The organism is Clostridium sp. MSTE9 (assembly GCF_000277625.1).
Taxonomy (GTDB): Bacteria; Bacillota; Clostridia; order Oscillospirales; family Acutalibacteraceae; genus Faecalispora; species Faecalispora jeddahensis.
In genome coordinates this window covers 26689-52130 of record NZ_AKFU01000035.1, presented here as the reverse complement: position 1 = coordinate 52130, position 25442 = coordinate 26689, and the positions used below count along the sequence as shown (strand labels likewise).

At 55.8% G+C, this 25442-nt stretch carries 23 protein-coding genes; 1 reads left to right on the top strand and 22 read right to left on the bottom strand.

Annotated features, from left to right (window positions below; all coding sequences use genetic code 11):
- Positions 1-201: 201 nt before the first annotated feature.
- Positions 202-1074 carry a DegV family protein gene (locus HMPREF1141_RS09100; protein ID WP_009063506.1) on the top strand — a complete coding sequence of 291 codons (873 nt, stop codon included), beginning with the start codon at positions 202-204 and terminating at the stop codon, positions 1072-1074.
- A 102-nt stretch (positions 1075-1176) separates the two neighbouring features.
- Here HMPREF1141_RS09100 and brnQ read toward each other — a convergent pair whose 3' ends face one another.
- From brnQ to infC, 22 genes are all read right to left on the bottom strand, one after another.
- A complete protein-coding gene (brnQ, locus tag HMPREF1141_RS09095; protein WP_035316856.1) occupies positions 1177-2541 on the bottom strand; it encodes a branched-chain amino acid transport system II carrier protein in 1365 nt (454 codons plus the stop codon).
- Positions 2542-2637: 96 nt separating this feature from the next.
- Complete coding sequence (locus tag HMPREF1141_RS09090) at positions 2638-3105, bottom strand: hypothetical protein (protein WP_009063626.1); 468 nt, start codon at positions 3103-3105, stop codon at positions 2638-2640.
- Entirely contained in the window at positions 3102-3908 is an 807-nt protein-coding gene (locus HMPREF1141_RS09085) for an ADP-ribosylglycohydrolase family protein (RefSeq protein WP_009063548.1), read from the bottom strand. The genes HMPREF1141_RS09090 and HMPREF1141_RS09085 overlap by 4 nt, the downstream gene beginning before the upstream one ends.
- A 332-nt stretch (positions 3909-4240) precedes the next feature.
- Positions 4241-5551, bottom strand: a complete 1311-nt coding sequence (locus HMPREF1141_RS09080; RefSeq protein WP_009063872.1) for an amino acid permease — start codon at positions 5549-5551, stop codon at positions 4241-4243.
- 410 nt (positions 5552-5961) lie between these two features.
- On the bottom strand, positions 5962-8370 hold the full coding sequence (gene leuS, locus HMPREF1141_RS09070) for a leucine--tRNA ligase (RefSeq protein WP_009064323.1): 2409 nt from the start codon (positions 8368-8370) through the stop codon (positions 5962-5964).
- Positions 8371-8382: 12 nt separating this feature from the next.
- On the bottom strand, positions 8383-8742 hold the full coding sequence (gene rsfS / locus HMPREF1141_RS09065) for a ribosome silencing factor (protein WP_009063675.1): 360 nt from the start codon (positions 8740-8742) through the stop codon (positions 8383-8385).
- A 35-nt stretch (positions 8743-8777) separates the two neighbouring features.
- Positions 8778-9350 carry a bis(5'-nucleosyl)-tetraphosphatase (symmetrical) YqeK gene (gene yqeK / locus HMPREF1141_RS09060; RefSeq protein ID WP_009063761.1) on the bottom strand — a complete coding sequence of 191 codons (573 nt, stop codon included), beginning with the start codon at positions 9348-9350 and terminating at the stop codon, positions 8778-8780.
- The gene (nadD, locus tag HMPREF1141_RS09055) at positions 9343-9954 is read right to left on the bottom strand and encodes a nicotinate-nucleotide adenylyltransferase (RefSeq protein ID WP_009063878.1); all 612 of its coding nucleotides are present in this window, start codon (positions 9952-9954) and stop codon (positions 9343-9345) included. Before nadD ends, yqeK begins: the two co-directional genes overlap by 8 nt.
- A gap of 128 nt (positions 9955-10082) precedes the next feature.
- On the bottom strand, positions 10083-10388 hold the full coding sequence (locus HMPREF1141_RS09050; protein WP_009064123.1) for a YhbY family RNA-binding protein: 306 nt from the start codon (positions 10386-10388) through the stop codon (positions 10083-10085).
- Between the two features lie 18 nt (positions 10389-10406).
- Entirely contained in the window at positions 10407-10991 is a 585-nt protein-coding gene (locus HMPREF1141_RS09045; RefSeq protein WP_009063487.1) for an XTP/dITP diphosphatase, read from the bottom strand.
- Complete coding sequence (gene ftsY / locus HMPREF1141_RS09040) at positions 10988-11905, bottom strand: signal recognition particle-docking protein FtsY (protein WP_035316853.1); 918 nt, start codon at positions 11903-11905, stop codon at positions 10988-10990. The genes HMPREF1141_RS09045 and ftsY overlap by 4 nt, the downstream gene beginning before the upstream one ends.
- A 122-nt stretch (positions 11906-12027) precedes the next feature.
- Positions 12028-15603, bottom strand: coding sequence for a chromosome segregation protein SMC (gene smc, locus HMPREF1141_RS09035; protein WP_009063825.1), 3576 nt, complete (start codon positions 15601-15603; stop codon positions 12028-12030).
- A gap of 206 nt (positions 15604-15809) precedes the next feature.
- A complete protein-coding gene (locus HMPREF1141_RS09030; RefSeq protein WP_009063587.1) occupies positions 15810-16838 on the bottom strand; it encodes a radical SAM protein in 1029 nt (342 codons plus the stop codon).
- Positions 16835-17524, bottom strand: a complete 690-nt coding sequence (rnc, locus tag HMPREF1141_RS09025; RefSeq protein WP_009064051.1) for a ribonuclease III — start codon at positions 17522-17524, stop codon at positions 16835-16837. The genes HMPREF1141_RS09030 and rnc overlap by 4 nt, the downstream gene beginning before the upstream one ends.
- 39 nt (positions 17525-17563) lie before the next feature.
- On the bottom strand, positions 17564-18556 hold the full coding sequence (plsX, locus tag HMPREF1141_RS09020; RefSeq protein ID WP_009064203.1) for a phosphate acyltransferase PlsX: 993 nt from the start codon (positions 18554-18556) through the stop codon (positions 17564-17566).
- Positions 18540-19886, bottom strand: coding sequence for a methylenetetrahydrofolate--tRNA-(uracil(54)-C(5))-methyltransferase (FADH(2)-oxidizing) TrmFO (gene trmFO / locus HMPREF1141_RS09015; RefSeq protein WP_009063439.1), 1347 nt, complete (start codon positions 19884-19886; stop codon positions 18540-18542). The genes plsX and trmFO overlap by 17 nt, the downstream gene beginning before the upstream one ends.
- Positions 19883-21964, bottom strand: a complete 2082-nt coding sequence (gene topA / locus HMPREF1141_RS09010; RefSeq protein ID WP_009064086.1) for a type I DNA topoisomerase — start codon at positions 21962-21964, stop codon at positions 19883-19885. Before topA ends, trmFO begins: the two co-directional genes overlap by 4 nt.
- A 167-nt stretch (positions 21965-22131) precedes the next feature.
- Positions 22132-23430: a DNA-processing protein DprA gene (gene dprA, locus HMPREF1141_RS09005; protein ID WP_009064347.1), complete on the bottom strand. Its 1299-nt coding sequence runs from the start codon at positions 23428-23430 to the stop codon at positions 22132-22134.
- Complete coding sequence (locus HMPREF1141_RS09000) at positions 23427-24239, bottom strand: RNA methyltransferase (protein WP_009064268.1); 813 nt, start codon at positions 24237-24239, stop codon at positions 23427-23429. Before HMPREF1141_RS09000 ends, dprA begins: the two co-directional genes overlap by 4 nt.
- 75 nt (positions 24240-24314) lie before the next feature.
- Complete coding sequence (gene rplT, locus HMPREF1141_RS08995) at positions 24315-24668, bottom strand: 50S ribosomal protein L20 (protein ID WP_009063772.1); 354 nt, start codon at positions 24666-24668, stop codon at positions 24315-24317.
- A 57-nt stretch (positions 24669-24725) separates the two neighbouring features.
- Positions 24726-24923, bottom strand: coding sequence for a 50S ribosomal protein L35 (gene rpmI / locus HMPREF1141_RS08990; RefSeq protein WP_009063558.1), 198 nt, complete (start codon positions 24921-24923; stop codon positions 24726-24728).
- A gap of 24 nt (positions 24924-24947) precedes the next feature.
- Positions 24948-25418 carry a translation initiation factor IF-3 gene (gene infC / locus HMPREF1141_RS08985; RefSeq protein WP_020073183.1) on the bottom strand — a complete coding sequence of 157 codons (471 nt, stop codon included), beginning with the start codon at positions 25416-25418 and terminating at the stop codon, positions 24948-24950.
- Between the last annotated feature and the right edge of the window lie 24 nt (positions 25419-25442).

Sequence of the window (25442 nt, the reverse complement as noted above, 5' to 3'; positions counted from 1 at the left end):
TCCGTCTGTATGATTGTACTAGTGGATTAATACAATAATACAATGTTACATTCCGTTTGTCAAGCGATTCTTTTGGATTTTTTCATTGTTACAGAACAGACAATTTGCATAATCGGGGATGTTATGATATAATAATCCCAAAATTAGGCAATTTGTTTTTATGGAAAGAAAGCAAAGAATTGGAAATGAGGGATTTTTTCCATGAATGATTTTGTAATTCTCACGGATTCCTGCTGTGATCTTCCCGGCGACCTTGCGCGTGAATGGGGACTTGAGGTTCTTCCCCTTTCGGTTCATCTGGGCGATCAGGAATATTTAAACGACCTGGATGGAAAAAGCATCAGCTTTCATGATTTCTACGACCAGCTCCGTCAGGAGGCGGTATGCACCACCTCTGCGGTCAACATGGAGACCTTTCAGGAGAAAATGGAGTCTCTGCTAAAACAGGGAAAGGATGTGCTCTGCATCCTGTTTTCCTCCGGCCTGAGCAACACATATAATGCGGGGCACCTTGCGGCACAGGAGCTGATCGCACAATATCCGGACCGCAAGCTTTATACCGTAGACAGCCTGTGCGCCTCTTTGGGACAGGGCCTGCTGATTCAACATGCGGTGGAGCTGCAAAAGAGCGGCAAAAACATCGATCAAGTACGTGACTGGCTCGAAGAAAACAAGCTGAAGCTTTGCCACTGGTTCACTGTGGACGACCTGAACCATTTAAAGAGGGGCGGCCGGGTTTCCTCCGCTACGGCTTTAATCGGCACGGTGCTTGGCATTAAGCCTGTTCTGCACGTGGACGACGAGGGCCACCTGATCAACGTTGGGAAAGCCCGCGGGCGCAAGGCTTCGCTGATCGCTCTGATCGATCAGATGGAAGAGACCGTGATCGACCCGGAAAAGCAGATGATTTACATCAGCCACGGCGACTGCCTGGAGGATGCCGAATGGGTGCGCGACGAGGTTCTCCGGCGTTTTTCGGTAAAGGGTGTCGTCATCAATTATGTTGGCCCGGTTATCGGCGCTCATTCCGGCCCCGGAACCATCGCACTGTTTTTCCTGGGCGTTCATCGCTGATTTTGAAAAGTAAAAAAGCGTCTTGATTGGGTTTTTGAACCCTTTCAAGACGCATTTTTTTATGATATTTTCACCAAGCCGTTTTGCAGCAGCTCCAATGAATCAGGCGCTTTGGCTAGATTTCTTTTGTTTTGTAAACTGATAGACCACAAAGCCGAGCACAAGTCCTGCCGCGAGCGGAATCACCCAGCCCATCCCCAGCGAGAAGAAGGGCAGCGATTCACGGTAAAAGCCCAAAATCGCCTGCACTGCCGGCTGCGCTGTCACCTGTTGCGGCAGGGCGTTCAAAAAATCGCCCACGCCGGCAAACAGTGTGAAGATGGTGGGAATCAGATACACACAGCGCCGATTGTGGAAGAGCGGACTTAAAATTCCCAGCAGAATCAGCGAGATCGCCAGCGGGTACAGGAACATCAGCACCGGGATCGACAGGGAAATGATCTGTGTCAGGCCGATGTTAGCAACCAAAAGCGAAACGAGCGTAAAGAGTACGGTGTAAATGCGATAATTCAAATGATTCGGGAACAGCTCACAGAAGGTCTGCGAGCAGGCTGTGATCAGGCCGATCGCCGTTTTCAGGCAGGCCACCGTCACAATCACCGCCAGCAGGACGCTCCCTCCCGTCCCGAGATAATGCCGGGCGATCTGGGCCAGCGCAATGCCGCCGTTTTCAGAAACGGCGAACTGCCCGGCGCTGGAAGCGCCCATATACGCCAGAAAGGCATAGATCAGGCCCATCAGCAGCACGCTGATCGCGCCCGACCGGATGGTCGCCAGCGCGACGCCGCGGGGGCTGCCCACGCCCAGCTCTTTCAGACTGTTCACCACAATGATTCCAAACGCCAGCGACGCGAGCGCATCCATGGTGTTATAGCCCTCGAGAAAACCCTTGAAGAACGGAGATGCAGCGTAAGGCTCCGCTACCGGAATCTGGGAGACAGCGCCCATCGGCGAAACAACGCTCAGAATAATCAAAACCGCAAGCACCGCCAGGAACAAGGGATTCAGAACCTTCCCCACCCAGACCAGGAGCTTGTTGGGGCGCAGCGAAAACGCCAGCGCCGCGGCGAAAAACACCACCGTGAACACGGCCAGCCCTACCCGCTGCATCGGCTGCGGAAGAAAAGGCACAAGGCCGATTTCAAACGATACCGTTGCGGTACGGGGCAGCGCAAAGAACGGCCCAATGGTCATATACAGCAGGATCGTCATCACATATCCGTAAACAGGATGCACCCGCCCTGCCAGATCAAACAGGCCCGAGCTGCCGGAGATTCCCACGGCGATGACGCCGAGAAAAGGCAGACCGATTGCCGTTACCAGAAAACCGACCGTAGCCAGCGGTGTCGACGCACCGGCCATCTGACCCATATGAACCGGAAAAATCAAATTACCGGCCCCGAAAAACAACCCAAACAGCATGGAACCAACCAGCAGATAGGATGAAAAAGACAGCTTTTTATCCATGTTTTTTTCCTCTTCCCCATAATCATTCATTTCGTACGAAAGCGAAGGCTACAACAATTTCATAGTCCGCGATGCCATACAAGTTATTTCGGCCTGTTACAGCTTTACTTTATATTCCGTCAGCCATTCGGGCCGAATCTCCTCCAGAATCGCCTGCGGAACCCGATACGCCCAGGGGCTGCGCTGCAGCTTTAAAGACTCGATCGTCTTGTGCAGCTTTTCCCGGGTGATGTCGTCCACCTCTCCCGCGATCAGGTCGTAGTAATCCTTCGGCGAGGTAAACTGAACCATATACATAAAGTCTGCCCATTCGGAATACTCCGTCAGCCAGACGTTTTCCTTCGGCACCTTCAAAATCAGCTTGACGCTGCTGGATGTGCTCCCTCCCGTATTCTTCCGGTGGAACCTCAGATTGCCGAAAATCGGGCACTCGCAGTGCAGCCCCAGCATATCGATCAGGCAGTCGTACGCCCGCCCGTATTTCTGGCTGGGATGCGCACGGTAAATTTCGCCGGATTTCAAAATCCGCAGCACTCTCACAGACTGGTAGGTGTAGATAATCACTCACGATCCTCCTTATTCTTTTCTGCAGTCGCCCAGTGATATAACAGCTGTTCCTCATCAGAAACAGCCGGATCAAACAAATATTCCTTGAGCAGACGGGCATTGTCAAAGCCGGTGTCTTTATAATACGCCTCCGCAATCGCGCCCGTGATGCAGGCAACCGTGTCGGTGTCGCAGGTGACGCTCAGCACATTGCGGATGCTGCTCTCCCAGGAGTCGCTTTCCAGAAAACAGCGGATGGCGAGCGGAACCGAACCTTCGCAGCTCATGTCGAACTTGGAAAACGGCCGATGCAGCAGCAGACAGCGGTTCAGGGAGTACCCGTAACGGGACGTGATCTGCTTTTTGATTTCGCGCTTGGAAAAGCCGTTTCTCGCCAGAAACACACTGACCGCCACCGCCTGCGCCCCGGCGATTCCCTTGGGGTGATTATGGCTGCACTCGGCACTCTTCTTCGCTTCGCGCTCCACCTCTTCGAGGGTTTCAAAATATTCCCCCACAAAGCTCACCCGCATGGCGGAGCCGTTGCCGTAGCTGTGGTAAGGGGAATGCAGATGATCGTAGATCCATTCCTTGAACATCGGCCCATACCCTGCATAAGGGTAACGTTTGCCAAACATGACGTAAGCGTCGCGATAAGGGATTCCGTTGAGAAGAGCATATTTGGTTGCAACCGTCATCACGGTGTCATCCGTGTAAAAGCAGCCGTTTTCAAACAGAGAGATGGTCTTGTAATTGAACCCTTTCGGCTTACTGAACTCATAACGGGAACCGGCAATATCGCCCAGAAGAGCTCCATCCACACTACTCCCCCCTTTTTATCGTCAATTCAATCTAAAAATGTTCTTAAAGTAAGTACAGCGATTTCTTCCTCTGCCTTAGGCGGGGAAGGAATCAACCATTTTTTCAAAATGGTATTGCCGCACCTTTTCACTTAGGAGACACGGCGCGCATCCGACAGAGATGCGCGCCGCCCCAGTCCTTGTGTGTAAATAAAAACCGATAGATTTTCGGAATAAAATTGCGCCCGGAGAAAGCCGCGCAGGAATCCCTGCCGTATTCCGGGCATTTTGGGTGCAGAAAGGCACAATTTTAGCCGAAACAAATCAGACTCTTGATTCTGCTAAAGCGTACTTTATTGTTCTTTTTTCTTTTTCATCCATTGGTACACCGGCAAACCCAAAAGGGTAATCGCAAGCCCAATAACGGAGCGAAACGGGGCGTCGATCAGTGTGCTGATCAAAATATAAACGCCGCCCACCGCGCCGATGATGGGAGTGATGGGATACAGAGGAACTCTGTATTTCCCCTCCTCCGGGCGCTGCCTTTTGCGCAGGATAAAGACGCCCAAAACGCCCATGGTAAAGAAAATCCACAGAACAAACACCAGCAGATCGGTGAGAGTATTAAACGTACCGGAGAAAATATACACAAGTGCCAGCAGGCTCTGGAAAATCAGAGCGTTGGCAGGGGTGCGCAGCTTCGGATGAACCGCGCCCAGAATTCTGGAAAACGGCAGCTGTCCTCTTTCGCCCATCGCCTGGGGTACACGCGCGGCCGTCATCAGATAGCCGTTCAGAGCGCCGAATACCGAAACCATGATGCCCGCGGTAATAAAGGTGGCGCCGCCTTCACCGAACAGAACATTCGCCGCATCTGCGCCGGGCGTGGCGGAAGCCACGATCTGATCGAGCGGGAGCGCGCGGAAAATGGCCAGATTAAACAGGGCATAGATCACGATGACAAACAGCACGCCGATGGAAATGACCCTCGGCAGTGTTTTGGAGGGATTTTTCAGCTCGCCGGCCATGTTGGTGACGCCGATCCAGCCGTCGTAAGCCCACAGAGTGCCCAGAATCGCGGCGCCGAAGCCCGCGCCCTGCAGCGCCTCCTGCGAAGAACCCGCAAAGCCCGGAAGGCTCGGGGAAAGCAGGCCGACGCCGATGATCGCCACAATCGGGATCAGCTTGCCGACCGTTGCCAAGGTCTGAATGATGCCGCCGCATTTGGTGGACAAAATGTTCATGACCAGAATAAAGATCAGAACGCCCGTAGCCAAAAGCTTCTGCTGTATACCGCTGATTGGAATAAAATAAGCGGCATAAATTGAAAACGCGATGGCCTGCGCCGCGACGGAGGCCGGGTAGGAAATCACCGTCTGTACCCAGCCCAGCAAAAAGCCGGCTCTTTCATCGTACAGCTCTTCCAGATACGTATAAAGCCCGCCGGACTTCGGGATGGCCGACGCGATTTCCGCAACAGACAGCGCGGACGCCAGCGTGATAATGCCGCCCGCGATCCAGGCCGCAATACTCATGGCGGGGCTGCCCGCATTCCCCAGAACAATGCCGGGCTTTAGAAAGATACCGGAACCGATGATCATTCCCACAACGATCGCCATTGCTTCTACAACAGTAACTGATTTTTTCAATGTACTTTTTTCCATAACTGTTCCACAATCCTTACTATACTCCAGATTTGGCTTATGTGGTGCCACAGGACGCGTGGGATCGCCTTCTGCCGCCGCAATCCTTGTCCTGCGATTCTGTACTATTATACACGCTGCATGAAAAATAGAAAAGCATTTTTTCAAAAAAGAACTCTGTTTTTTCAAGCGCAGACCGGCAAAGGAACAGCAGCACCCCGGCCGCAAAAACGACCCTGGTGCTGCTGAAAAATCTGCAAAAACAAGCGAGCGTGTTTTCAGGTATGTGACCGAACTTTGCAAGCGTAACGCTCCTGCCGGCACATGCCAACTCTTTGGGGGAACAGCCCTTTTCAAAGGCATACACAGCAACAAGGGGAGCAAAACAGTCCCCATTCTGCGACTGCGCAGTTTCCCGGCGCTTGAACTTTTTATTTCGCCACAATATTGACCAGCTTGCCCGGTACGTAGATCTCTTTTACAATCTGCTTGCCGGAAAGCTCCGCGGCGATCTTCGGCTGATCCTTCGCCGCCTGAATCGCCTGCTCTTTGGTATATTCCACGGGGATTTCAATACGAGCGCGCACCTTGCCGCTGACCTGCAGCGCAATTTCGACCATGCTCTCTTTGCATTTTTCCTCGTCGTACTCCGGCCAGCTCTGCTCTGCTACAAGCCCGGTGCCGAGCTTTGCCTGCGCCCACACCTCTTCCGTTACATGGGGGGCAAAGGGATTCAGCAGCAGAGTAAAGACGCGCAGCTCCTCACGGTTGATGGAACCGACGTCGGAAATATCGTTGATCAGGGCCATCAGCGAAGCAATCGCCGTGTTGAATTTCAGGTTTTCAATATCCTCGCCGACCTTTTTGATCGTCTTGTGGAACGGCTGCTCCAGCGCGGGAGTGATTTGATCACCCGGCACCAGACGCTCCGTCAGCGCGTAGTAGCGCTCCAAAAAGCGGCGGCTGCCCTTGATGCTTGCGGTGTTCCACGGGGCGGCCTTTTCAAAGTCGCCGATGAACATCTCATACAGGCGCATGGTATCCGCGCCGTACTCCTCGACAATCTCATCCGGATTGACGACGTTGCCGCGGGATTTGCTCATCTTTTCGCCGTTCTCACCCAGAATCATGCCGTGGCTGGTGCGCTTGGCATACGGTTCGGGCGTGGGAACAACGTCGATGTCATACAGGAATTTGTGCCAGAAGCGGCTGTACAGCAGATGAAGCGTGGTATGCTCCATTCCGCCGTTGTACCAATCGACCGGCGACCAGTATTCGAGCGCCTCTTTGCCGGCCAGCGCCTTGTCGTTGTGGGGGTCCATATAGCGCAGGAAGTACCAGGAGGAACCCGCCCACTGGGGCATGGTATCTGTTTCGCGCTTGGCGGGGACGCCGCAGTGCGGGCAGGTGGTATTGACCCAGTCTGTCATATGTGCCAGCGGGGATTCGCCGTTGTCGGTCGGCTCGTAGGATTTGACCTCTGGCAGAGTCAGCGGCAGCTCGCTCTCCGGCAGACCTACAAAGCCGCATTTGTCGCAGTGAACGATCGGGATCGGCTCACCCCAGTAACGCTGGCGCGAGAACACCCAGTCGCGGAGCTTGAAATTGACCTTCTGCTCGCCGATGCCCTGCTCCGCAAGATACTCGATGATCTTCTTCTTTGCTTCCTCAACGGTCAGGCCATCCAGAATGCCGGAATTGACCATCACACCGGTTTCGCAGTCGGTAAACGCTTCTTTTTCCACGTCGCCGCCCTGTACGACCTCGATGATCGGCAGATTGAACTTCTTCGCGAATTCCCAGTCGCGGGTATCGTGGCCGGGTACCGCCATAATCGCGCCGGTACCGTAGGACACGAGAACATAATCGGAAATAAAGATCGGGATTTCTTTCCCGGTCAGCGGATTCGTAGCGGTTACGCCGTCCAGACGCACACCGGTTTTCTCTTTGGCCACCTCGGTGCGCTCAAAGTCGGACTTTTTGGAAGCCTCCTGCTGGTAAGCGCGGATTTCATCCAGATTGCGCAGGCTGTCGGCCCAGGTTTCGAGGTACGGATGCTCCGGCGAAAGAACCATATAGGTTGCGCCGTAGAGCGTGTCGGGCCGGGTGGTGTAAACGGTCAGCTCTTCGCCGTGGCTGGTCTGAAAGCGGACCTCGGCGCCGGTGGAACGGCCGATCCAGTTCCTCTGCTGCGCCTTGACGCGCTCGGGGTAATCCACCAGATCAAGATCATCCACCAAGCGCTGGGCATACTCGGTGATTTTCAGCATCCACTGCGATTTGACCTTGTGCACGACCTCGCTGCCGCAGCGCTCACAGACGCCGTTGACAACCTCTTCATTGGCCAGAACGCATTTGCACGAGGTGCACCAGTTGACGGACATTTCTTTTTTATAGGCAAGCCCGTGCTTGAACATCTGCAAAAAGATCCACTGTGTCCACTTGTAATAGGACGGGTCTGTCGTGTTGACCTCGCGGGACCAGTCGAAGGAAAGGCCCAGTGCCTGCAGCTGCTGCTTGAAACGGGCGATATTTTTCTCAGTTACAATAGCCGGATGCACGTGATTTTTGATCGCGAAGTTTTCGGTTGGCAGACCGAACGCATCCCAGCCAATGGGATACAGCACATTATAGCCCATCATTCTGCGGCGGCGGGATACAATATCCAGCGCCGTGTAAGAGCGGGGATGCCCGACATGCAGGCCTTGCCCGGAGGGATAAGGGAATTCAATCAGGGCGTAGAATTTCGGCTTGTCCGTAGATGTGGATGCGTGAAAAACGCCTGCTTCCTCCCATTTTTTCTGCCACCGTTCTTCAATCGGTTTATGTTCGTATTTCACTGGTGCTCCCCCTCATTCCGCTTTGCTCAAAAAGTTGAGCTCTATATTTTCCGCGTCCTGCCACAGGCGATCCAGATCATAAAACCGGCGTGCTTCTGCGGTAAAAACGTGAATGACGACATGACCGTAATCCAGAAGAATCCAGGAATTGGAACGGTATCCTTCCACATGATCGGGCATAGTTCCCGTTTCTTTCAGCTGGAATTCCAACTCATCGGCCAGAGCCTTTACGTGCGTGCTGCTGGTACCTGTCGCCAGCACAAAATAATCCGCCAGCACAGACAGCTCCCGGATTCCCAGCACTTTCAGCTCATCGGCTTTTTTGTTGTCTAAAATCGCTGCGGCCTTTTGGGCCAGCTCTAATGATGTCATCTGGTAACCACCATTTCTACTCAAATTTTGAATGTTTATTTCTCGCCGCGGGAAACGATCTCTGCGTTATACGCGGCCAAACTGTCGGGGTGAATCGGTTTTTGGTTCTGTGATAAATCCTGAATCGTAAAAATCAGACCGGCCATTACGGCTTCCTGCAGACCGTGGCGGGCCGCCTCGCGCAGCTCCTGTACGCCCTCGTAATCCCGCTCATCCGAAATAAAATCCGCCACAAACACGATCTTCTCTAATAAGGACATATTGGCGCGCCCTGTGGTGTGGTATCGCACGGCGTCGAGAATCTCCTGATCCTCAATGCCCAGAACACACCGCAGATAAGCCGCACCCGCCATGGCGTGCCACAGCTTCGGCGCGCAGCGCTCCACGTCTGTGAGCATTATACCAGAAGCATCCATGATTTTCAACTGCTCTTCGGGCGGGGCCTCTTTCATGATGTCGTGAAGAATCCCGGCCAGCCTGGCTTTTTTAGGATCGACCCCATTCAGAACCGCCAGCTCCTGCGCCGCCTTTGCAACATTCACGCTGTGCTGGAAGCGCTTGTCGGACAAGCGGCCGCGGACAATTTCTTCATACTGTTTCTCATCCATTGGAAATCCCCCCGTATAAATGATGCTCCGTGATATATTCCTCTACGGCCTTCGGAATCAGCCCGGTGATGGGAAGCCCCTGCCCGATGCGCTCGCGCACCAGCGTGGAGGAAATGGGAAGAAGCGAAAGCTCTTCCACATGCGTTTTCACGCCAAGGCTCTCGAGGTGTTTTGCATAGGCCAAAAGCTCGCTGCGGCCGTTTTCATCCCGCGGCACCGCGCACATGCGGGCCAGGCGGAATAGCTCCTCGCTTTGGTACCAATGCTCCAGCGTCAAAAACATGTCCGCACCCATCAAAAGGTACAGCTCGGCGTCCGGGTTCGTTTGATGCAGCTGCCGCAGGGTATCTACCGTATAGCTCGGGCCCTCCCGCAGCAGCTCTAAATCCGATACCTCAAGGCCGTACGGCTGCGCCGCCAGACGGCACATCTCGAGCCGGTCCTTCGCATCCGCCAGATCGGCCGCGGCTTTATGCGGCGGCACACGGGAGGGAATCAGCAGCACGCGGTCAAGCCCCAGACGCTCGCGAAAGCCCTGCACCAAATGCAGGTGCCCGTTATGAACCGGGTTGAAGGTTCCGCCGAATATCGCCAGCTTTTTCATGAGTCCTCCTGATACCGAATGGAAGCAAAAGCTCTGATTTTTTCTTTCTTCTCCGCCTCCGGTAATAGAGAGAGAACTCTTTTCAGCGTTTTTGCATCGTGAATGCGTATGGAATTCGCTGCGTTCCATTATTTTTTCGCAGGCCTTGGCAGAACGATTTTGGGTTCCTTCTGATTTTTGCGGTACAGCACGAACTTTCCGCCGATGACCTGCACCACCTCGGCCGAAAGAGGAGCCGCCAGCTCATCCGCCGCCTGACGCGCGGTGATCCCCGCGGTTTCCAGCACCTTGCCCTTGATCAGCTCGCGGGCGGTGAGCGCGTCGTCCGCCTGCCTCATAATATCATCGCTCATGCCGTCCTTGCCAATCATCAGGATCGTGTCGAGCGGATTTGCCATAGAGCGCAGAAACGCCCGCTGCTTACTTGTGATCATGTAGTATACTCCTTTATTTTAACCATTTTTCTTCCAGTTTTCCAGCTCCTGCGCCAATTTTGCAAGCGCGCGGCCGCGGTGGCTGATGCTGTCTTTTTCTTCGGCCGTCATCTCCGCATAGGAGCGTTCCCCTACAAGGAAAATCGGGTCGTAGCCAAAGCCGCCCTCACCCTTCGGCCCGAATGCGATGATGCCCTCACAGGCGCCCTCCGCCGTGAGGATCTTTCCGTCCGGGAACACACAGCAGACCGCGCTGACGAACCGCGCCGTGCGCTGCTCTGTAGGAACCTCGCGAAGCTCCTCCAGCAGCTTTTCGTACCGCTGCCGGTCGGTCGCGCCCTCGCCCGCGTAGCGCGCGGAGTAAACGCCGGGCGCGCCGCCGAGCGCATCCACCACAAGGCCGGAGTCATCCGCAATCGCGGGCATACCGGTTACTTTGCAGGCGGATTCCGCTTTGAGCAGAGCGTTTTCGGCAAAGGTTGTACCGGTTTCCTCCACCTCTGGCAGGTCTTCCCGGATCACGGCGTCAAAGCCCAGGGGCTCCAGGATTCTTTTGAGTTCTTTCAGCTTTTTTGCGTTATGTGTCGCGATTACAAATGTCATTCCGCTTCCCTCTCAAACAGAGCCGCGGCGAACTCGTCCGCCTCAAACGGCTGCAAATCGTCTATTTTCTCGCCAAGGCCGATCAGCTTAACGGGCAGGCCAAGCTCCTGCCGAATGGGCAGCACCACGCCGCCGCGCGCCGTGCCGTCGAGCTTTGTGAGCACAATGCCGGTCAGACCCGCCGCGTTCTGGAACTCTCTTGCCTGGTTCACGGCGTTCTGCCCGGTGGTGGCGTCGAGCACAAGCAGAACCTCTTTGTCGCAGTCCGGCAGTTCGCGGTCAATAATGCGGCTGATCTTCGACAGCTCATCCATCAGGTGCTTTTTATTGTGCAGGCGTCCAGCGGTGTCGCAGATCACAACATCCATACCGCGCGCCTTGGCCGCCGCGATGGTATCAAACACCACGGCCGCGGGGTCGGAGCCCTCCGCGTGCTTGACCATCGGCACATCGGCGCGATCTGCCCACACCTGCAGCTGATCGATCGCCGCTGCTCGGAACGTATCCGCCGCGCCGAGAATGACCTTCTTGCCCTCGCGCGAAAGCTTTGCGGCAAGCTTGCCGATGGTGGTCGTTTTGCCCACGCCGTTCACGCCGATGATCAGGATCACGGACGGCTTGGTCGTAAGCTGCAGCTCCTGGCCGCCGCTGAGCATTTCAGACACGATTTCCTGCAGCAGGCCGCGCACCTCAGAGGGGTTTGTCACGCCGTTCTTCTTCACGCGGACACGCAGCTCTTCGCAGATTTTGGCGGAGGTGGTGGTGCCGACATCCCCCATGATGAGCAGCTCCTCAAGTTCTTCGAACAGCTCTTCATCGATTTTCGTAAAGCTGTTCAGCATCGTGTCGATCTGCCCGGTGATGCTGTCGCGTGTTTTTTTCAGTCCTTCTTTGATCTTATCAAAAAATCCCATCGCAAACTCCTTTATATCTTGTAATACTGCTTCCTTTTCAAACAATTCGTTGGTGTCTTCCCACGCAACAGGCGTGGGAAGACACCACTATTCTAATATAAAATTGCTTTCAATGGAATCCACTATCCCTGCCTGATTCCAAGCTTCTGCTCAATTTCAGAGGCACGCAGCTCCAAAAGCTTTGAAACGCCCTCATCCTGCATGGTCACACCGTACAGCACATCCGCTTCTTCCATGGTACCGCGGCGGTGCGTAATGACAATAAACTGCGTGTTTTGGTTCATGCCGCGCAGGTAGCCCGCAAAGCGGTCCACGTTCACGTCGTCGAGCGCGGCCTCAATTTCATCCAGCACGCAGAACGGCGGCGGATTGACCTTCATAATGGCGAAATACAGCGCGATGGCCACCAGCGCCTTTTCGCCGCCCGAAAGCGACTCCAGATGCGTGACGATCTTCCCCGGCGGCTGAACGGAAATTTCGATTCCAGAGGTGAGCACATCCTCTGGCTGGCTCAGCGTCAGCTGAGCAGTACCGCCGCCAAACAGCGAGCGGAACGTTTCGGAGAAATTCTGCCGGATTTTTTCAAAGCGCTGCAAAAACAGCTCCTGCATTTTCTGGGTCAGCTCACCGATCAGGCGCCGCAGCTCGTCGCGGGATTTCTCCACGTCTTTGATCTGTTCTTTCAGGAATTCATACCGCTGCGAGACCTCTTTGTATTCCTCTACCGCGGCCACGTTCACCGTGCCGAGCGCTTTGATCTTGCCCTTGAGCTCGTTCAGGCGTTTTTTCGCGGTAGAAACGTCCTCCAGGCGCGGGCTGATCTCTTCGGCCTCCCGCCGGGTCAGTTCGTATTCTTCCCACAAACGGGAAATAATTTCATCATATTCCTTTTGCACGTTGGCGCGCCGCTCTTCCAATCGGGCCATCTCCTGCCCGATGGTATCCCGCGCGGAGGACTGCTCGCGCTCCTCGGCCCGCAGTCGTGCGGCCTGTGTTTCCAAGTCAGCCCGCTGCTTGGCAATACCCTCCACGCTCTCGCGGGAATCGGCGGCGGAATCCCGCAGCTCCTTTGCCTGAAGCCGAAGCTGCTGCGCCTGCTGTTCGAGCGCGCAGTCTTTTTCCCGAAGCTGCGAAAGCTCCTGGTTCAGGCGCTCCGCCAGCCCGGCGTAATTCAGGCGGCGGTTCTCCAATTCCTGTGCGGCGGCGGCGAGCGCCTCTTTTTCCTTCTCGGCGGAAAGCGCTGTCATGCGCGCCTCCTGCAGAGCGTCCGTCAAAGCCTGATAGCGTTTGTCCAGCTCCTCGCGGTCGCCGGTCATCTGACTGACGCTTTGGCGCAGGGCAGTGATCTGCTCTTCCAGCGCTTCGGCGTCTCGCAGAGCCTGCTCTTTCTGCTGCCGCAGCTCAAGAAGGCGCTGCTCGGCCTTTTGCTGCTCCGCCGCCAGCTCCTTTGCGCCGCTTTCCAGCGACTGCCGTTCGGCGCGTACCCGCCCGTATTCGGCCTGCAGATTCACACGGTCCTCTTTGGCTGTGCTCAACTCGGCCTGCGAAGCGGACAGGGATGCCTGCGCGGCGGAAAACTCCGCCTGCGCCGCTTTGAGCGCGGCCTCGGCCTCCTCTGCCTTCTGCGACAGCGCCGCGGCCTGTTTTTTGGCCTGCTCCATCTGCGCCGTACGGCTTAACAGCCCGGCGTTTTTCGCCAGAGAACCGCCGGTGAGCGAGCCGCCCGTATTGACCACCTGACCGTCCAGCGTGACCACGCGGAATCGGTAGGAAAAACGCTTCGCAATCGCGACGGCGCTGTCGAGGTCTTCCGCAATCACGATGCGCCCCAGAAGCGAGCGCATGATACCCTCATACTTTGAGTCGCACCCGCAAACGGAGAACGCGACGCCGACAAACCCCGAGCAATCGGAAAGCCCCTGCTCTTGCAGAAGGTTCCCGTGAATCGTCGAGATCGGCAGGAAGGTGGCGCGCCCCGAATCCTTTTGTTTTAAGAGGTTGATCGCACGTTTTGCGTCCTGCTCGGTTTCCACCACGATATTCTGCATGGCGGCCCCCAGAGCCGTTTCCACCGCGGTGGCGTACTCGGCGGGAACCTGCAGCAGCCGCGAAACCGGACCGTGAATTCCAGTCAGGCTGCCGTGCCCGACCTCCTTCATCACCGTTTTGACACTGTGCGCAAAGCCCTCGAGATTGCGTTCCATCTCTTCCAGTAGCTTGACGCGCCGGGCCTGCTCCCCGGCGTCCAGCCGGAGCTTCTCGCTTTTTCCGCGGGCTTCTTCCAGCCGCTTTTGCCGGGAATCCAGCCGCATTTCAAAGCCGCGGGCCGTGTTGGTCAGCGCGGCGATGGTATCCTCCGCTTTTTGCAGCAGGCCGGCGCATTCGTGCTCCTCCGACTCCATCTCCTGTTTCTGCTGCTCCCGCGACTGCAGGGCCTGCTGTACGGTAGCGCGGCGCAGCTCGATTTCAGAAATGGCGGTAACCGCCGTCATCTCGCGGATTTTTGCCTGGGATACATCCGCTGTCAGCTGTGTCAGGCGGCGGGTCTGCTCCTCCATCTGGCCGGAATACTGCTCCATCGAGCCGCGCAGCTCCTCCAGCCGTTTAGAGACGCCGGTGACCTCTTCCTGCCGGCCCAGTACAAATTGATCTTTTTCTTCGATCTGACGCTGTTTTTCTTCGATCTCTTTCCGCAGGTCTTCATCGGAAAGGAAGGAGTTTTCCAGCTCGTGCAGAATCCTCTCCTGATTCTGCCGGTTATGTTCTCGGTCGTTCTCTAAAACGGCCGCCTCGCCGTCCTTTCGGGCGGCTTCCTCTTCTTTGGAAGAAGCGAGTGTTCTCGCCTCGTCCATATGGGCGGTACAGGCGTTGACTGCCTGATAGTTTTCTTCAATTTGTTTTTCCAGCTCCGCGGCGCGCTTATCGATTTCCTCCTGCTGCCCGCGGGCCAGAAGAAGCTTATCTTCGTAGTCGCGCAGAATCTGACCGGAGCGCCCCAGCGTATTCAGCCACAGGCCGATTTCCAGCGTCCGCTTTTCCTCGGCGAATTCCAAATACTGTTTCGCCTTTTCCGCCTGCTCGCGCAGGGGGCCGACCCGGGCTTCGAGTTCAGAGAAAATGTCGTGCAGGCGCACCAGATTTTCCTGAGCCTGCTGCAGCCGCCGCTCCGATTCGCCCTTTCGGTACCGAAAGCGGGAAATCCCCGCGGCTTCTTCAAAAATTTCGCGCCGGTCTTCGCTGCGGGCGGCAACGATGCTGTCGATCTTGCCCTGCCCGATCATCGAATAGCCGTCGCGTCCCATGCCGGTATCCATAAACAGCTCGTGAATATCGCGCAGGCGCACGGTGTTTTTGTTGAGCAGGTACTCGCTGTCCCCCGAACGGTAGTACCGGCGGGTAACGGCGACCTGATCGCTGTCAAACTCCAGCTGGCGGTCGGCGTTGTCAAAGGTAAGAGTGACCTCCGCATAGCCCTGCGCCTTGCGCGCCGGGGTTCCGCCGAAAATCACGTCCTCCATTTTCGAGCAGCGGAGCACACGGGCAGACTGCTCGCCCAGCACCCAGCGGATGGCGTCGCTGACGTTGCTTTTTCCGCTGCCGTTCGGCCCCACCACGGCGGTGATGCCGCGGTCAAACTGTAAAACCGTTTTATCGGGAAAGGTCTTAAAGCCCTGAAGCTCCAAAGACTTTAACAGCACTCGTGTTCACCTGCTTTCGGATTGATCCTGATCTTTCATCATGACCGCAACTCAATGCTTGCTGATTCCACTCCGCTTTCGGCAGAGCAAGGATATTATGGTCAATTCATTTCAAATAGCCTGATGATGAAGTACGGCGATTTCTTCTCCGCCTGCGGCGCGGAAGAAATCGGCAGCTTTTTCAAAGCGGTTCTTCATTCTATGTTTTACTCTTTCGCCGGAAACTGGTTATCCTGAGAAAAGGCCAGAAATTCAGATGGGCTTACTGACGGGTCAGGCACCACACGCGCCTGGTAGCCTCGTCGGGAGAGTTCCAGCAGATTGCATCTGCTCTGCCCCACCGCTTTGGAAACCCACTGCGGTGAGACGTGGATTTCGACACACCCCGGCAAAATTCGCTCCTGTTCCAGAAAAGCAAGAAGCCGGCGCAGAAAGAGCCTGCTTTCGCAAAGCTCGCGGAACGCCGGGTGCCAAGGCCCCGCAACGCGGTCGCGCTGCATTTCGGGCGAGCTGTGAAGCCCCAGACGAATCACCGGGAAGGAATGTTCCCCAAAAAATTCGAGCAGATCACAGCACAGCTCCACGGTTTCTTCCAGACCCATCGGAACATATTCGCCCGACTGGTATCTAAGAGCCAGCTCCGTTCCCTTCATCACAACGGTGGGGTAAATCCGCACACAGTCCGGACGAAGCTCGGCAAAATCCCATGCCGTCTGCATCGCGCCCGCGGCAGTGTCGCCCCAAAGGCCCGTCATCATCTGAAGGCCAAGGGAAAAGCCCGCGCTTTGAATCAATCTGGATGCCTGGCGTACCTGCTGCGCCGTATGGCCGCGCCGGTTGCGCTGCAGCACGCTGTCATCCATGCTTTGCGCGCCTAGCTCGATCGTCGTGACCCCGTACCGGGAAAGCAACTCTAGCACCTCTTCATCAATCGCATCGGGCCGGGTGGAAATGCGGATTCCCGAGAAAACCCCATCCCTGACAGAAGGAGCGGCGGCTTCCAGCAAAGCGAGCATATCGCCTCGGTCGATTGCTGTAAAGCTGCCGCCGAAAAAAGCGATTTCTGCAAAACGGCTTTTTTCTTTCAGATTTTCTTCGGCTGTTTTCAGGGTTCTAAGAACCTCATCCGGTGTGGGAAGCCGTTCCTGGCCCGTGATGCTGTTCTGGCTGCAGAAGGAGCAGCGCTGCGGACAGCCCGCATGGGGAACAAAGATCGCTACATTTGCGTGCTTCAATAGCCCATCAGCTCCAGCGCTTCGCGGGCAGCCTGCTGCTCTGCCTCTTTCTTGCTGCGCCCGCCGCCCTTGCCGATCACGTTGCTGTTGAGACATACCTCAACGGTAAAGTGCTTGTCATGGTCGGGGCCGCTTTCGCCGATCAGCACATACTCGAGCTGCTCTTCGGGATTCTGCTGGATGATCTCCTGCAAAGAGGTTTTATAATCCTTAAACGCTTTGGGCCGGGAGGTTTGCAGAACCGGCAGAACAAAGCGCAAAATGAATTCCCTCGCTTTTTCCAATCCGGCATCCAGATAGATCGCGGCGATCAGGGCCTCAAACGCATCCGCGAGAATCGACGACCGCTGGCGCCCGCCGGAATTCTGCTCGCCGCGGCTGAGCAGAAGATACTCCCCCAGCCCCAGCTGGCGGGAAAATCCGCACAGCGCCTTTTCGCACACCAACGCCGCACGGTTCTTCGTCAGCTCGCCCTCCGGCAGATTCGGGCAGTGCTTAAACAGGTAATCCGCCACCACGATGCTCAGCACGGAATCGCCCAAAAACTCCAGGCGCTCGTTGCTGTGTCCGCCCGATTTCACCTCATTTGCATAAGAGGAATGGGTCATGGCGGTAATCAGATATTGCGGGTTTTGAAAATGGTATTGCAGTTTTTCTTCTAAATCTTTGAAGCTCGGCCTTTGCATACGCACACTCCTTCCCTCATCCTACTTTGAGATATCGTACTACTCCTGATCGGAGATGGCACGCTTGATTTCCTCTGTTACATTCTTTTCCACATAGGCCTTAGTCAAACGCAGGGCGCTTTCCACCGTGCGCGCCTTGGCACTGCCGTGCACCTTGAACACCGGCTTCGATGCACCGATCACCGGCGCGCCGCCGTATTCATTGTAATCCATGGATTTTTTCAGCGCGGTCATGTCCCCCAGCAGCAATGCCGTCGCCATTTTGTTTTTGGGGTTCTTGGTGAACACTTCCTTAAACTTACCCATGACCATCGAGACAACACCCTCAAACATTTTCAGGATGATGTTGCCGGTAAAGCCGTCCGCCACCACAACGTCCGCGCCGTCGTTCGAAATATCACGCGCCTCGATGTTGCCGATAAAGTTCAGCTTGGACTCCTTGAGCATGGCGAACGCCTGATGCTGCAGCTCGCCGCCCTTATGATCCTCCGTGCCGACATTCGCAAGCGCGACGCGGGGATCTTTCACGCCGATCACCTTATCGAGGTAAATGGAGCCCATAATGCCGAACTGCAAAAGCATTTCGGGGCGGCAGTCTACATTGGCGCCGCTGTCGATGAGCATAAAGAAGCCCTTGCTGCCGGGTACCATGGGGGCAAAGGCAACGCGTTTGATCCCCTTGATGCGCTTGACGATCATGGTGGCGCCAACCACCAGCGCACCGCTGTTGCCCGCGGACACAAAGGCGTCGCCCTTACCCTCGGCAACCAGGCGCAGTCCCTCCGCCATGGAGGAATCTTTCTTTTCCTTCATGATCGCGCCCGCATGGTCCTCCATCGTAAGCGCCTGAGGGGCATCAAAAATTTCCATGCGCTCCAGAGAAATCTGGTTTTCTTCGGCAACCTGTCGGATTTCGTCTTCCCGGCCCGTGAGAATGATATCGATGTCCAGACTTTTGACAGCAGCCTCACAGCCCTTCAGGATTTCAAGCGGCGCATTGTCGCCCCCGAACGCATCAACAATGATTTTCATCGGAAAAACCTCCCATCACAGCAACGTCTTTCTTGATATATGGTAGAAGCATGTCCAAAGATCGCTGTGCCAATGCCTCGTACCGTTCTCTTTTATCACGAATTTGTTTTTCAAAAGGCGGAAGAATCCCAAAATTCGCCCCCATGGGCTGAAAATGCGCCGGATCGCATTCCACCAGGTACCGGCTCAGCGCACCGATCATCGTTTCGCGCGGCAGAATCACGGTATCCTGCCCCAGCAGACGCTGTACGGCGTTCCACCCGGCCATCAGCCCGGAGGCCGCGGATTCCATGTAGCCCTCCACTCCGGTGAGCTGGCCCGCGAAAAACAGATTCGGGTCCGCCTTCAGGCTGAAATCGGAGTACAGGATCTTCGGCGAATTGACAAACGTGTTGCGGTGCATCACACCATAGCGGACAAAATCGGCATTTTTCAGCGCGGGGATCAGCCCGAACACCCGTTTTTGCTCCGGGAATTTCAGATTGGTCTGAAAGCCCACCAGGTTATACAGGGTTGCTGCGGCGTTCTCGCGGCGAAGCTGAACCACCGCCCAGGGGCGGTGCCCCGTTTTGGGGTCGCGCAGACCGACCGGCTTGAGCGGCCCGAAGCGCAGCGTATCGCGCCCGCGCCCGGCCATCACCTCTACCGGCATGCAGCCCTCGTACACCTTGGGGTCGGCCACATCAAAGCCGTGCACCGGCGCGCGTTCAGCGGATACCAGCGCGTCATAAAACTGTTCATATTCCTCTTTGTTCATCGGGCAGTTCAGATACGCGTCGTCGCCGCCCTTGTCATACCGCGAGGCGGAAAAGCACGCGTCCATGTCAAGGCTTTCTGCCGTGACAATGGGCGCGGCAGCGTCGTAAAAGCTGAGGCTGCCGGCGCAGAAGATCGCAATGTCATCCGCAAGGGCCTGCGCCGTGAGCGGCCCGGTAGCAACCACGCGGATGCCGCCGTCCGGGATGCTCTGCACCTCTTCCGTGTGAACGCGGATCAAAGGGTGACTGCGGATCTGCTCGGTAACAAGCTCGGAAAAGATGTCGCGATCCACCGCCAGCGCTCCGCCGGCCGGCACGCGGGCCTTGTCCGCACACTGCATCAGCAAAGAGCCTAGGCGGCGCATTTCCTCTTTCAGCAGACCGGCGGCACTGGAAACCCGCTCGGCCTTGAGCGAATTGGAACAAATCAGCTCTGCAAAGCCGGGATTTTTGTGGGCGGGAGTATAGTGAACCGGCTTCATTTCGTACAAATCCACCTTGATTCCCCGGGAGGCAATCTGCCAGGCCGCCTCACAACCGGCCAGACCGGCCCCTATGACAGATATTTTCATTGTTCTTCCACTTTCTCATAGCCGCAGTCAGGCGTTACACAATACAGCTTCGGTGTTTTTCCCTTTTTGCGCAGCAGCGTTTTGCCGCACCGCGGGCACTTCTCCATAGTGGGCTCATCCCAGGAAACAAAATCGCACTTGGGGTATTCGCTGCAGCCATAGAACACACGGCCCTTTTTGGTCTTCTTCACGACGACCTTGCCGCCGCACTTGGGGCATTCCGCGCCGTTTTCCACGACGAGCTTCTTTACATTCTTGCACTCGGGATACCCGGGACAGGCCAGGAACTTGCCGTAACGCCCCACCTTGACCACCATATGCCGTCCGCATTTTTCACAGATGACGTCGGTTTCGTCCTCTTTGAGCTGAATCTTGACCCCTTCCATATCCTCTTTGGCCTTTTTCAGGGTCTTTTCAAAATCGCCGTAGAAATTGTGCAGGGTCTGCACCCAATCGGTTTCGCCGCTCTGAACGGTGTCCAGATCCTTTTCCACCTGCGCGGTGAATTTGACGTTGACGATCTTCGGGAAGCGCTCGCGCATCAGCTGCGTGGTAACCTCCCCCAGCTCGGTGGGGTGCAGCGCTTTTCCGTCGCGCACAACGTATTCGCGGCTCGTGATGGTGGAAATGGTCGCGGCGTAGGTAGACGGGCGGCCGATTCCGTTTTCTTCCAGCGCCTTGATCAGCGACGCTTCCGTATAGCGCGGCGGCGGCTGGGTAAAGTGCTGGTTGCCCGCAAGCTCTTTCTTTTTGAGCGGCATATCCTGCGTCAGCACGGGCAGCGCGCCGCCCTGCTCGGTTTCTTCATCCTTGCCCTCTTCGTACAGCACGGTAAAGCCGTCGAACGTGACAGTATAACCGGAGGCCTTAAAGAGGTACTCCCCAGCGGTAATATCCGCCTGCGTTGTGCTTTGCAGGCAGTTGGCCATCTGGCAGGCGATGAAGCGCTCCCAGATCAGCTTATATAGTCTATACTGGTCATTGGTCAGGCTGTTTTTGACCTGTTCGGGCGTAATGCTGGGAGTAGAGGGGCGAATCGCCTCATGACCGTCCTGTGCATTGGCCTTTGTTTTAAAGTGACGGGGGGCATCCGGCAGATACTTTTTGCCCCATCGCTCTTCAATATAGGCCGTGGCATCGTGGATCGCATCCTCCGAAATACGCAGCGAGTCCGTTCTCATATAGGTGATCAGACCGATGGCGCCCATGCCCTCGATCTCAACGCCTTCGTACAGCTCCTGAGCCGCCTTCATTGTGCGGCGAGCCTGAAAGCCCAGCTTGCGCGAGGCCTCCTGCTGCAGGGTGGAGGTAATAAACGGCGGCGCGGGGGACTTTTTGCGCGAACCCTTTTTCACCTTAGAGACGAAGAATTCCGCGTTTTCAAGGCTTTTCAGGATTTCATCCGCCTGCTGCTGATTGGTGATCTTGATTTTTCCGTTGGCATCCCCATAGAAGGCCGCAGCAAACGCTTTTCGCTCTCCCTTCGGGATCAGCTTTGCGTCGATGCTCCAGTATTCCTCCGGCACAAAGGCACGGATTTCCTCTTCCCTGTCAACGACAAGGCGGACAGCGACGGACTGCACGCGGCCCGCGGAAAGCCCGCGACGGATTTTCTGCGACAAAAACGGGCTGAGCTTATAGCCCACCAGGCGATCCAGAATTCTGCGGGCCTGCTGGGCGTTGACCAAATCCAGATCGATGGAGCGGGGATGCTCCATTCCATTTGTGATGCCGGTCTTTGTGATTTCATTAAAGGTAATGCGGTTTTGCAGAGTGGTATCGAGATCCAGAATATAGGCAAGGTGCCAGGAGATTGCCTCTCCCTCACGATCAGGGTCGGTTGCGAGCAATACGGATTCACTTTTTTCCGCCGCGCTCTTCAGCTCCTGAACCAGCTTTTCCTTTCCTTTGATAATCTCATACTTGGGTTTAAAGTCGTTCTTTATATCCACGCTCAAACGGTTCTCCTGCAGGTCGCGAACATGTCCCATCGATGCGACGACTTCGTAACCGGAGCCTAAATACTTTTTGATTGTTTTTGCCTTGGCAGGTGACTCAACAATCACCAGTTTTGACATATAGAAACCACCTCTTTCTTTTAAGATTGTATCCACTCAAATGGATTAACGCAAGGGGGCAGACAAAAATAAATGGAAATTACTGCCACCTACAGACCATTAAGCACTGTGAAAGCCGGCTGAAATCAGACGGTTTTCACAAAGCTTACCATAAATAAATTAATTTGTCACGAGCAGCAATACCTTCCGCCGCCAAGAGGACGCACACGGCCAAGGAGCTCCAGCTCCGTCAGGGCTGCCAGTACGCGCTGCGGGGCAAGTCCGCTTTGCTGCCCCAGAACAGCCAGATGAACCGCTTCCTTCGTCAGCAGGGAATCGAGCAGAACAGCGTCTTCCGACGCATCTGCCGCCGTCAGCGGCAGTTTCGGCTGAGGTTCGGGTAACTCACGATCGAAAGAACCGTCCGGCAGATCGGAAAGCAAATCGGGGATATCCTCGGAAATCAGCTCGGAAAAAGCGTTTGCTTTCTGCCGTTGTGGAGCCTTCCGTTTCGCCGCGGCAGGCTGTACCGCCTGTGCAGGACGGCGCTCGGGAATCACGGCAAACGGCACGTCGGGATTTTCGCGGCCGGGCATCCGGATTTTCCCCGGAAAACGGTCAAGGTACTGCTCCAAAAGCTCTGCGGCGCTACTGACCGGCACCGCACCGTTTTTGATCAGCGTATTGACCCCGCGCGAAACTGGGTTATCGATTCCGCAGGGAACCGCGAAAACATCGCGCCCTTGCTCCAGGGCCAAGTCCGCCGTGATCAAAGAACCGCTTTTTGCGGCAGCCTCCACCACCAGAACACCGCAGGAAAGGCCGGAGATAATCCGGTTGCGGATCGGGAACGCGGCTTTAGAGCCAGGTGTGTCTGGCGGGTATTCTGAAATCACCGCGCCGCTTTCGGCAATCCAGTCCCGCAGGCCGGCGTTTTCCATCAGATACGGATAATCCAGGCCGCAGCCCAGCACGCAGACTGTTTTGCCCTGCGCCTGCAGCGCGCCCTTGTGGGCCGCCGTATCGATTCCGCGCGCACCGCCGCTGATGACAATTGCACCCGCGCGGGCCAGCTGATAGGAAAGGGAAAAAGCGATTTTCTTGCCGGAGATGGTCGCGTCGCGCGTGCCGACCATCGCGATAGCAGGCGTCTCGTCCACCGCGGGAAGCTGTCCTTTGACATACAAAACACAGGGCGGGTTTGCGATCTCCCATAAAGAGCGGGGATATTCCTCTTCTTCGGGCGTCAGCAGACGGATGCCCGACTGCTCACAGCGGTCGACGATCTGCTGGGCGTCCTGCGGGGTAAAGGTTCGCAGAGCGCTCAGCTCCCGCGCGGTAAAAAAGCCCTGAAGCTTCCAGAACTGCGGGCCGGCCTCCCAGAATTCCCGCAAGCCGGTACAGCAGGAAAGCACACGGCTGACCTTGCCGCTGCCCGCGCCAAGGCCATGCTGAAGCCACACCCAGAAAGCTGTTTCGCAACTCATTCCAATCTCCCCCGCGTTCTCATGATCTCCCACATCAGGATGGCGGCGCTCGACGCCGCGTTCAGGGATTCCGCTCTTCCGAGCATCGGGATGGTAACGCGCGCTTCGCAGGCGGCAATGGCCTCCTGTGACAGTCCCGCGCCCTCGTTCCCCACAGCCAGCAGAACGGCGGGAGGAAAAGAAACCCGGGTGATCAGTAAAGCATCCTCCGCGGGAACGGCTGCGGCGGTAAAAAAGCCCTGCTCACGCAAACGGCGCACGCAAAGTGCAAGGTCTTCCTCAAAATAAAGAGGCAGACGGAACACCGCGCCCATACCGGCGCGCAGCGCCTTCGCGCCGTAAGGGTCGCAGCAGGAACCGGCCAGCACCACCCCCGAAACGCCGAGCGCTTCCGCTGTGCGCAGAACCGCCCCGAGATTCGACGGGTCCTGAATTTCCTCCAGCGCAAGGTAGCAACCGCTCTGCCCAAGCTCTGCCGCGGCGGTACGCTTAGGCAGCTCCGCCGTGCAGTACACGCCCTGCGGCTGGCGGGTATCGCTTAAAAGCTCCGCCACCGAATCGGCAATCTGATACATCTGCTCCGCCTTCGGGAAAATCCGTTCCAGGTAAGAAGCGTACTTTTCCCCCGCCCGTTCCGTGTAGAACACGCTATGGATCAAAAGGCCGCTGTCGGCCGCATCGGCGCACAGACGCGCACCTTCCGCGAGAAAGGTGTTCTGCTCCCGGCGAAAGGAAGCGGAATCCCGCAGCTTTGCAGCAGTCTTTATTATTTCATTTTTTCGGCTGGTAATCACCTGGCAGGGCATCATTTCTATTCTCCAGATCAAATTATTTGAAATCAAAAATATGCGCCCGGGTCACGACCCGGGCGCAATCACAGCTTATTATAAGGCCGCTTTCGCCTTCTCTACCAGAGCCTGGAAGGCCGCTTCATCAGAAACAGCGATTTCGGACAGCATCTTGCGGTTGAGGGTAATGTTCGCTTTTTTGAGGCCGTTCATAAAAGAGGAGTAATTCACGCCGTTCATTTTGCAGGCGGCGGAAATACGGGTGATCCACAGGCGGCGGAAATCTCTTTTTCTATGCTTACGGCCGATGTAGGCGTAATTGCCGGACTTCATAACGGCCTGTTTGGCCATTTTAAAATGCTTGCTCTTCGCACCCCAGTAGCCCTTTGCAAGCTTTAATACCTTTTTTCTTCTTTTGCGTGTTGCCAACGCACCTTTCACACGAGCCATGATCTGTTACCTCCAAATATATGGTCAAAATAAGATTCTTTTCTTAGGGTTGCTTCCTTATTTATAGGGCAGCATTTTCTTAACCTTCGCCACATTGGTAACGTCGGTCACAGTGGTCTGGCGCAGAACTCTCTTACGCTTTGTGGACTTCTTGTTCAAAATATGAGATTTGAACGCGTGACCGCGGATCACTTTTCCGTTTTTGGAAATTTTGAAGCGCTTTTTCGCGCCGGAATGCGTCTTGATTTTAGGCATAACAGTTGCCCCTCCTTAAAATAATTACTTCGTGGGTTTTGGAGCAAGGAACATCAGCATATTGCGCCCCTCGAGCTTAGACGGTTTCTCTACGTTCGCGATTTCGGAACACGCCTGCGCAAATTTCTGCATGATCTGATGCCCCTGTTCCGGGTGGCCCATTTCACGGCCACGGAAGCGGATCGACACCTTTACCTTGTCCCCATCCTGTAAAAAGCGGGTTGCATGGCCCACTTTCGTATTAAAGTCATGGGTATCGATATTCAGAGAAAGGCGAATCTCTTTAATATCTACGACATGCTGATTTTTTCTCGCTTCTTTGTCACGCTTGGCCTGCTCAAAGCGGAATTTGCCGTAATCGATGATCTTGCACACCGGAGGCTTAGCCTGCGGTGCAATTTTCACCAGATCCATATTGCTTTCCGCCGCCTTTGCCATGGCCTGCGCGATCGGCATAACACCCAGCTGAGCGCCGTCCTTATCTACGACACGCACTTCTTTATCCCGAATCTCTTCGTT

Excerpts from the sequence above, each read along its gene's own strand:
- dprA (WP_009064347.1), bottom strand. The coding sequence starts at position 23,430 with ATGAGTTGCGAAACAGCTTTCTGGGTGTGGCTTCAGCATGGCCTTGGC.
- nadD (WP_009063878.1), bottom strand. The coding sequence starts at position 9,954 with ATGAAAAAGCTGGCGATATTCGGCGGAACCTTCAACCCGGTTCATAAC.
- HMPREF1141_RS09080 (WP_009063872.1), bottom strand. The coding sequence starts at position 5,551 with ATGGAAAAAAGTACATTGAAAAAATCAGTTACTGTTGTAGAAGCAATG.
- trmFO (WP_009063439.1), bottom strand. The coding sequence starts at position 19,886 with ATGAAAATATCTGTCATAGGGGCCGGTCTGGCCGGTTGTGAGGCGGCC.
- ftsY (WP_035316853.1), bottom strand. The coding sequence starts at position 11,905 with ATGGGATTTTTTGATAAGATCAAAGAAGGACTGAAAAAAACACGCGAC.
- topA (WP_009064086.1), bottom strand. The coding sequence starts at position 21,964 with ATGTCAAAACTGGTGATTGTTGAGTCACCTGCCAAGGCAAAAACAATC.
- rpmI (WP_009063558.1), bottom strand. The coding sequence starts at position 24,923 with ATGCCTAAAATCAAGACGCATTCCGGCGCGAAAAAGCGCTTCAAAATT.
- yqeK (WP_009063761.1), bottom strand. The coding sequence starts at position 9,350 with ATGGATGAGAAACAGTATGAAGAAATTGTCCGCGGCCGCTTGTCCGAC.
- brnQ (WP_035316856.1), bottom strand. The coding sequence starts at position 2,541 with ATGGATAAAAAGCTGTCTTTTTCATCCTATCTGCTGGTTGGTTCCATG.
- HMPREF1141_RS09050 (WP_009064123.1), bottom strand. The coding sequence starts at position 10,388 with ATGATCACAAGTAAGCAGCGGGCGTTTCTGCGCTCTATGGCAAATCCG.
- rplT (WP_009063772.1), bottom strand. The coding sequence starts at position 24,668 with ATGGCTCGTGTGAAAGGTGCGTTGGCAACACGCAAAAGAAGAAAAAAG.
- HMPREF1141_RS09100 (WP_009063506.1), top strand. The coding sequence starts at position 202 with ATGAATGATTTTGTAATTCTCACGGATTCCTGCTGTGATCTTCCCGGC.
- plsX (WP_009064203.1), bottom strand. The coding sequence starts at position 18,556 with ATGAAAATCATTGTTGATGCGTTCGGGGGCGACAATGCGCCGCTTGAA.
- HMPREF1141_RS09000 (WP_009064268.1), bottom strand. The coding sequence starts at position 24,239 with ATGATGCCCTGCCAGGTGATTACCAGCCGAAAAAATGAAATAATAAAG.
- HMPREF1141_RS09045 (WP_009063487.1), bottom strand. The coding sequence starts at position 10,991 with ATGACATTTGTAATCGCGACACATAACGCAAAAAAGCTGAAAGAACTC.
- rnc (WP_009064051.1), bottom strand. The coding sequence starts at position 17,524 with ATGCAAAGGCCGAGCTTCAAAGATTTAGAAGAAAAACTGCAATACCAT.
- rsfS (WP_009063675.1), bottom strand. The coding sequence starts at position 8,742 with ATGACATCATTAGAGCTGGCCCAAAAGGCCGCAGCGATTTTAGACAAC.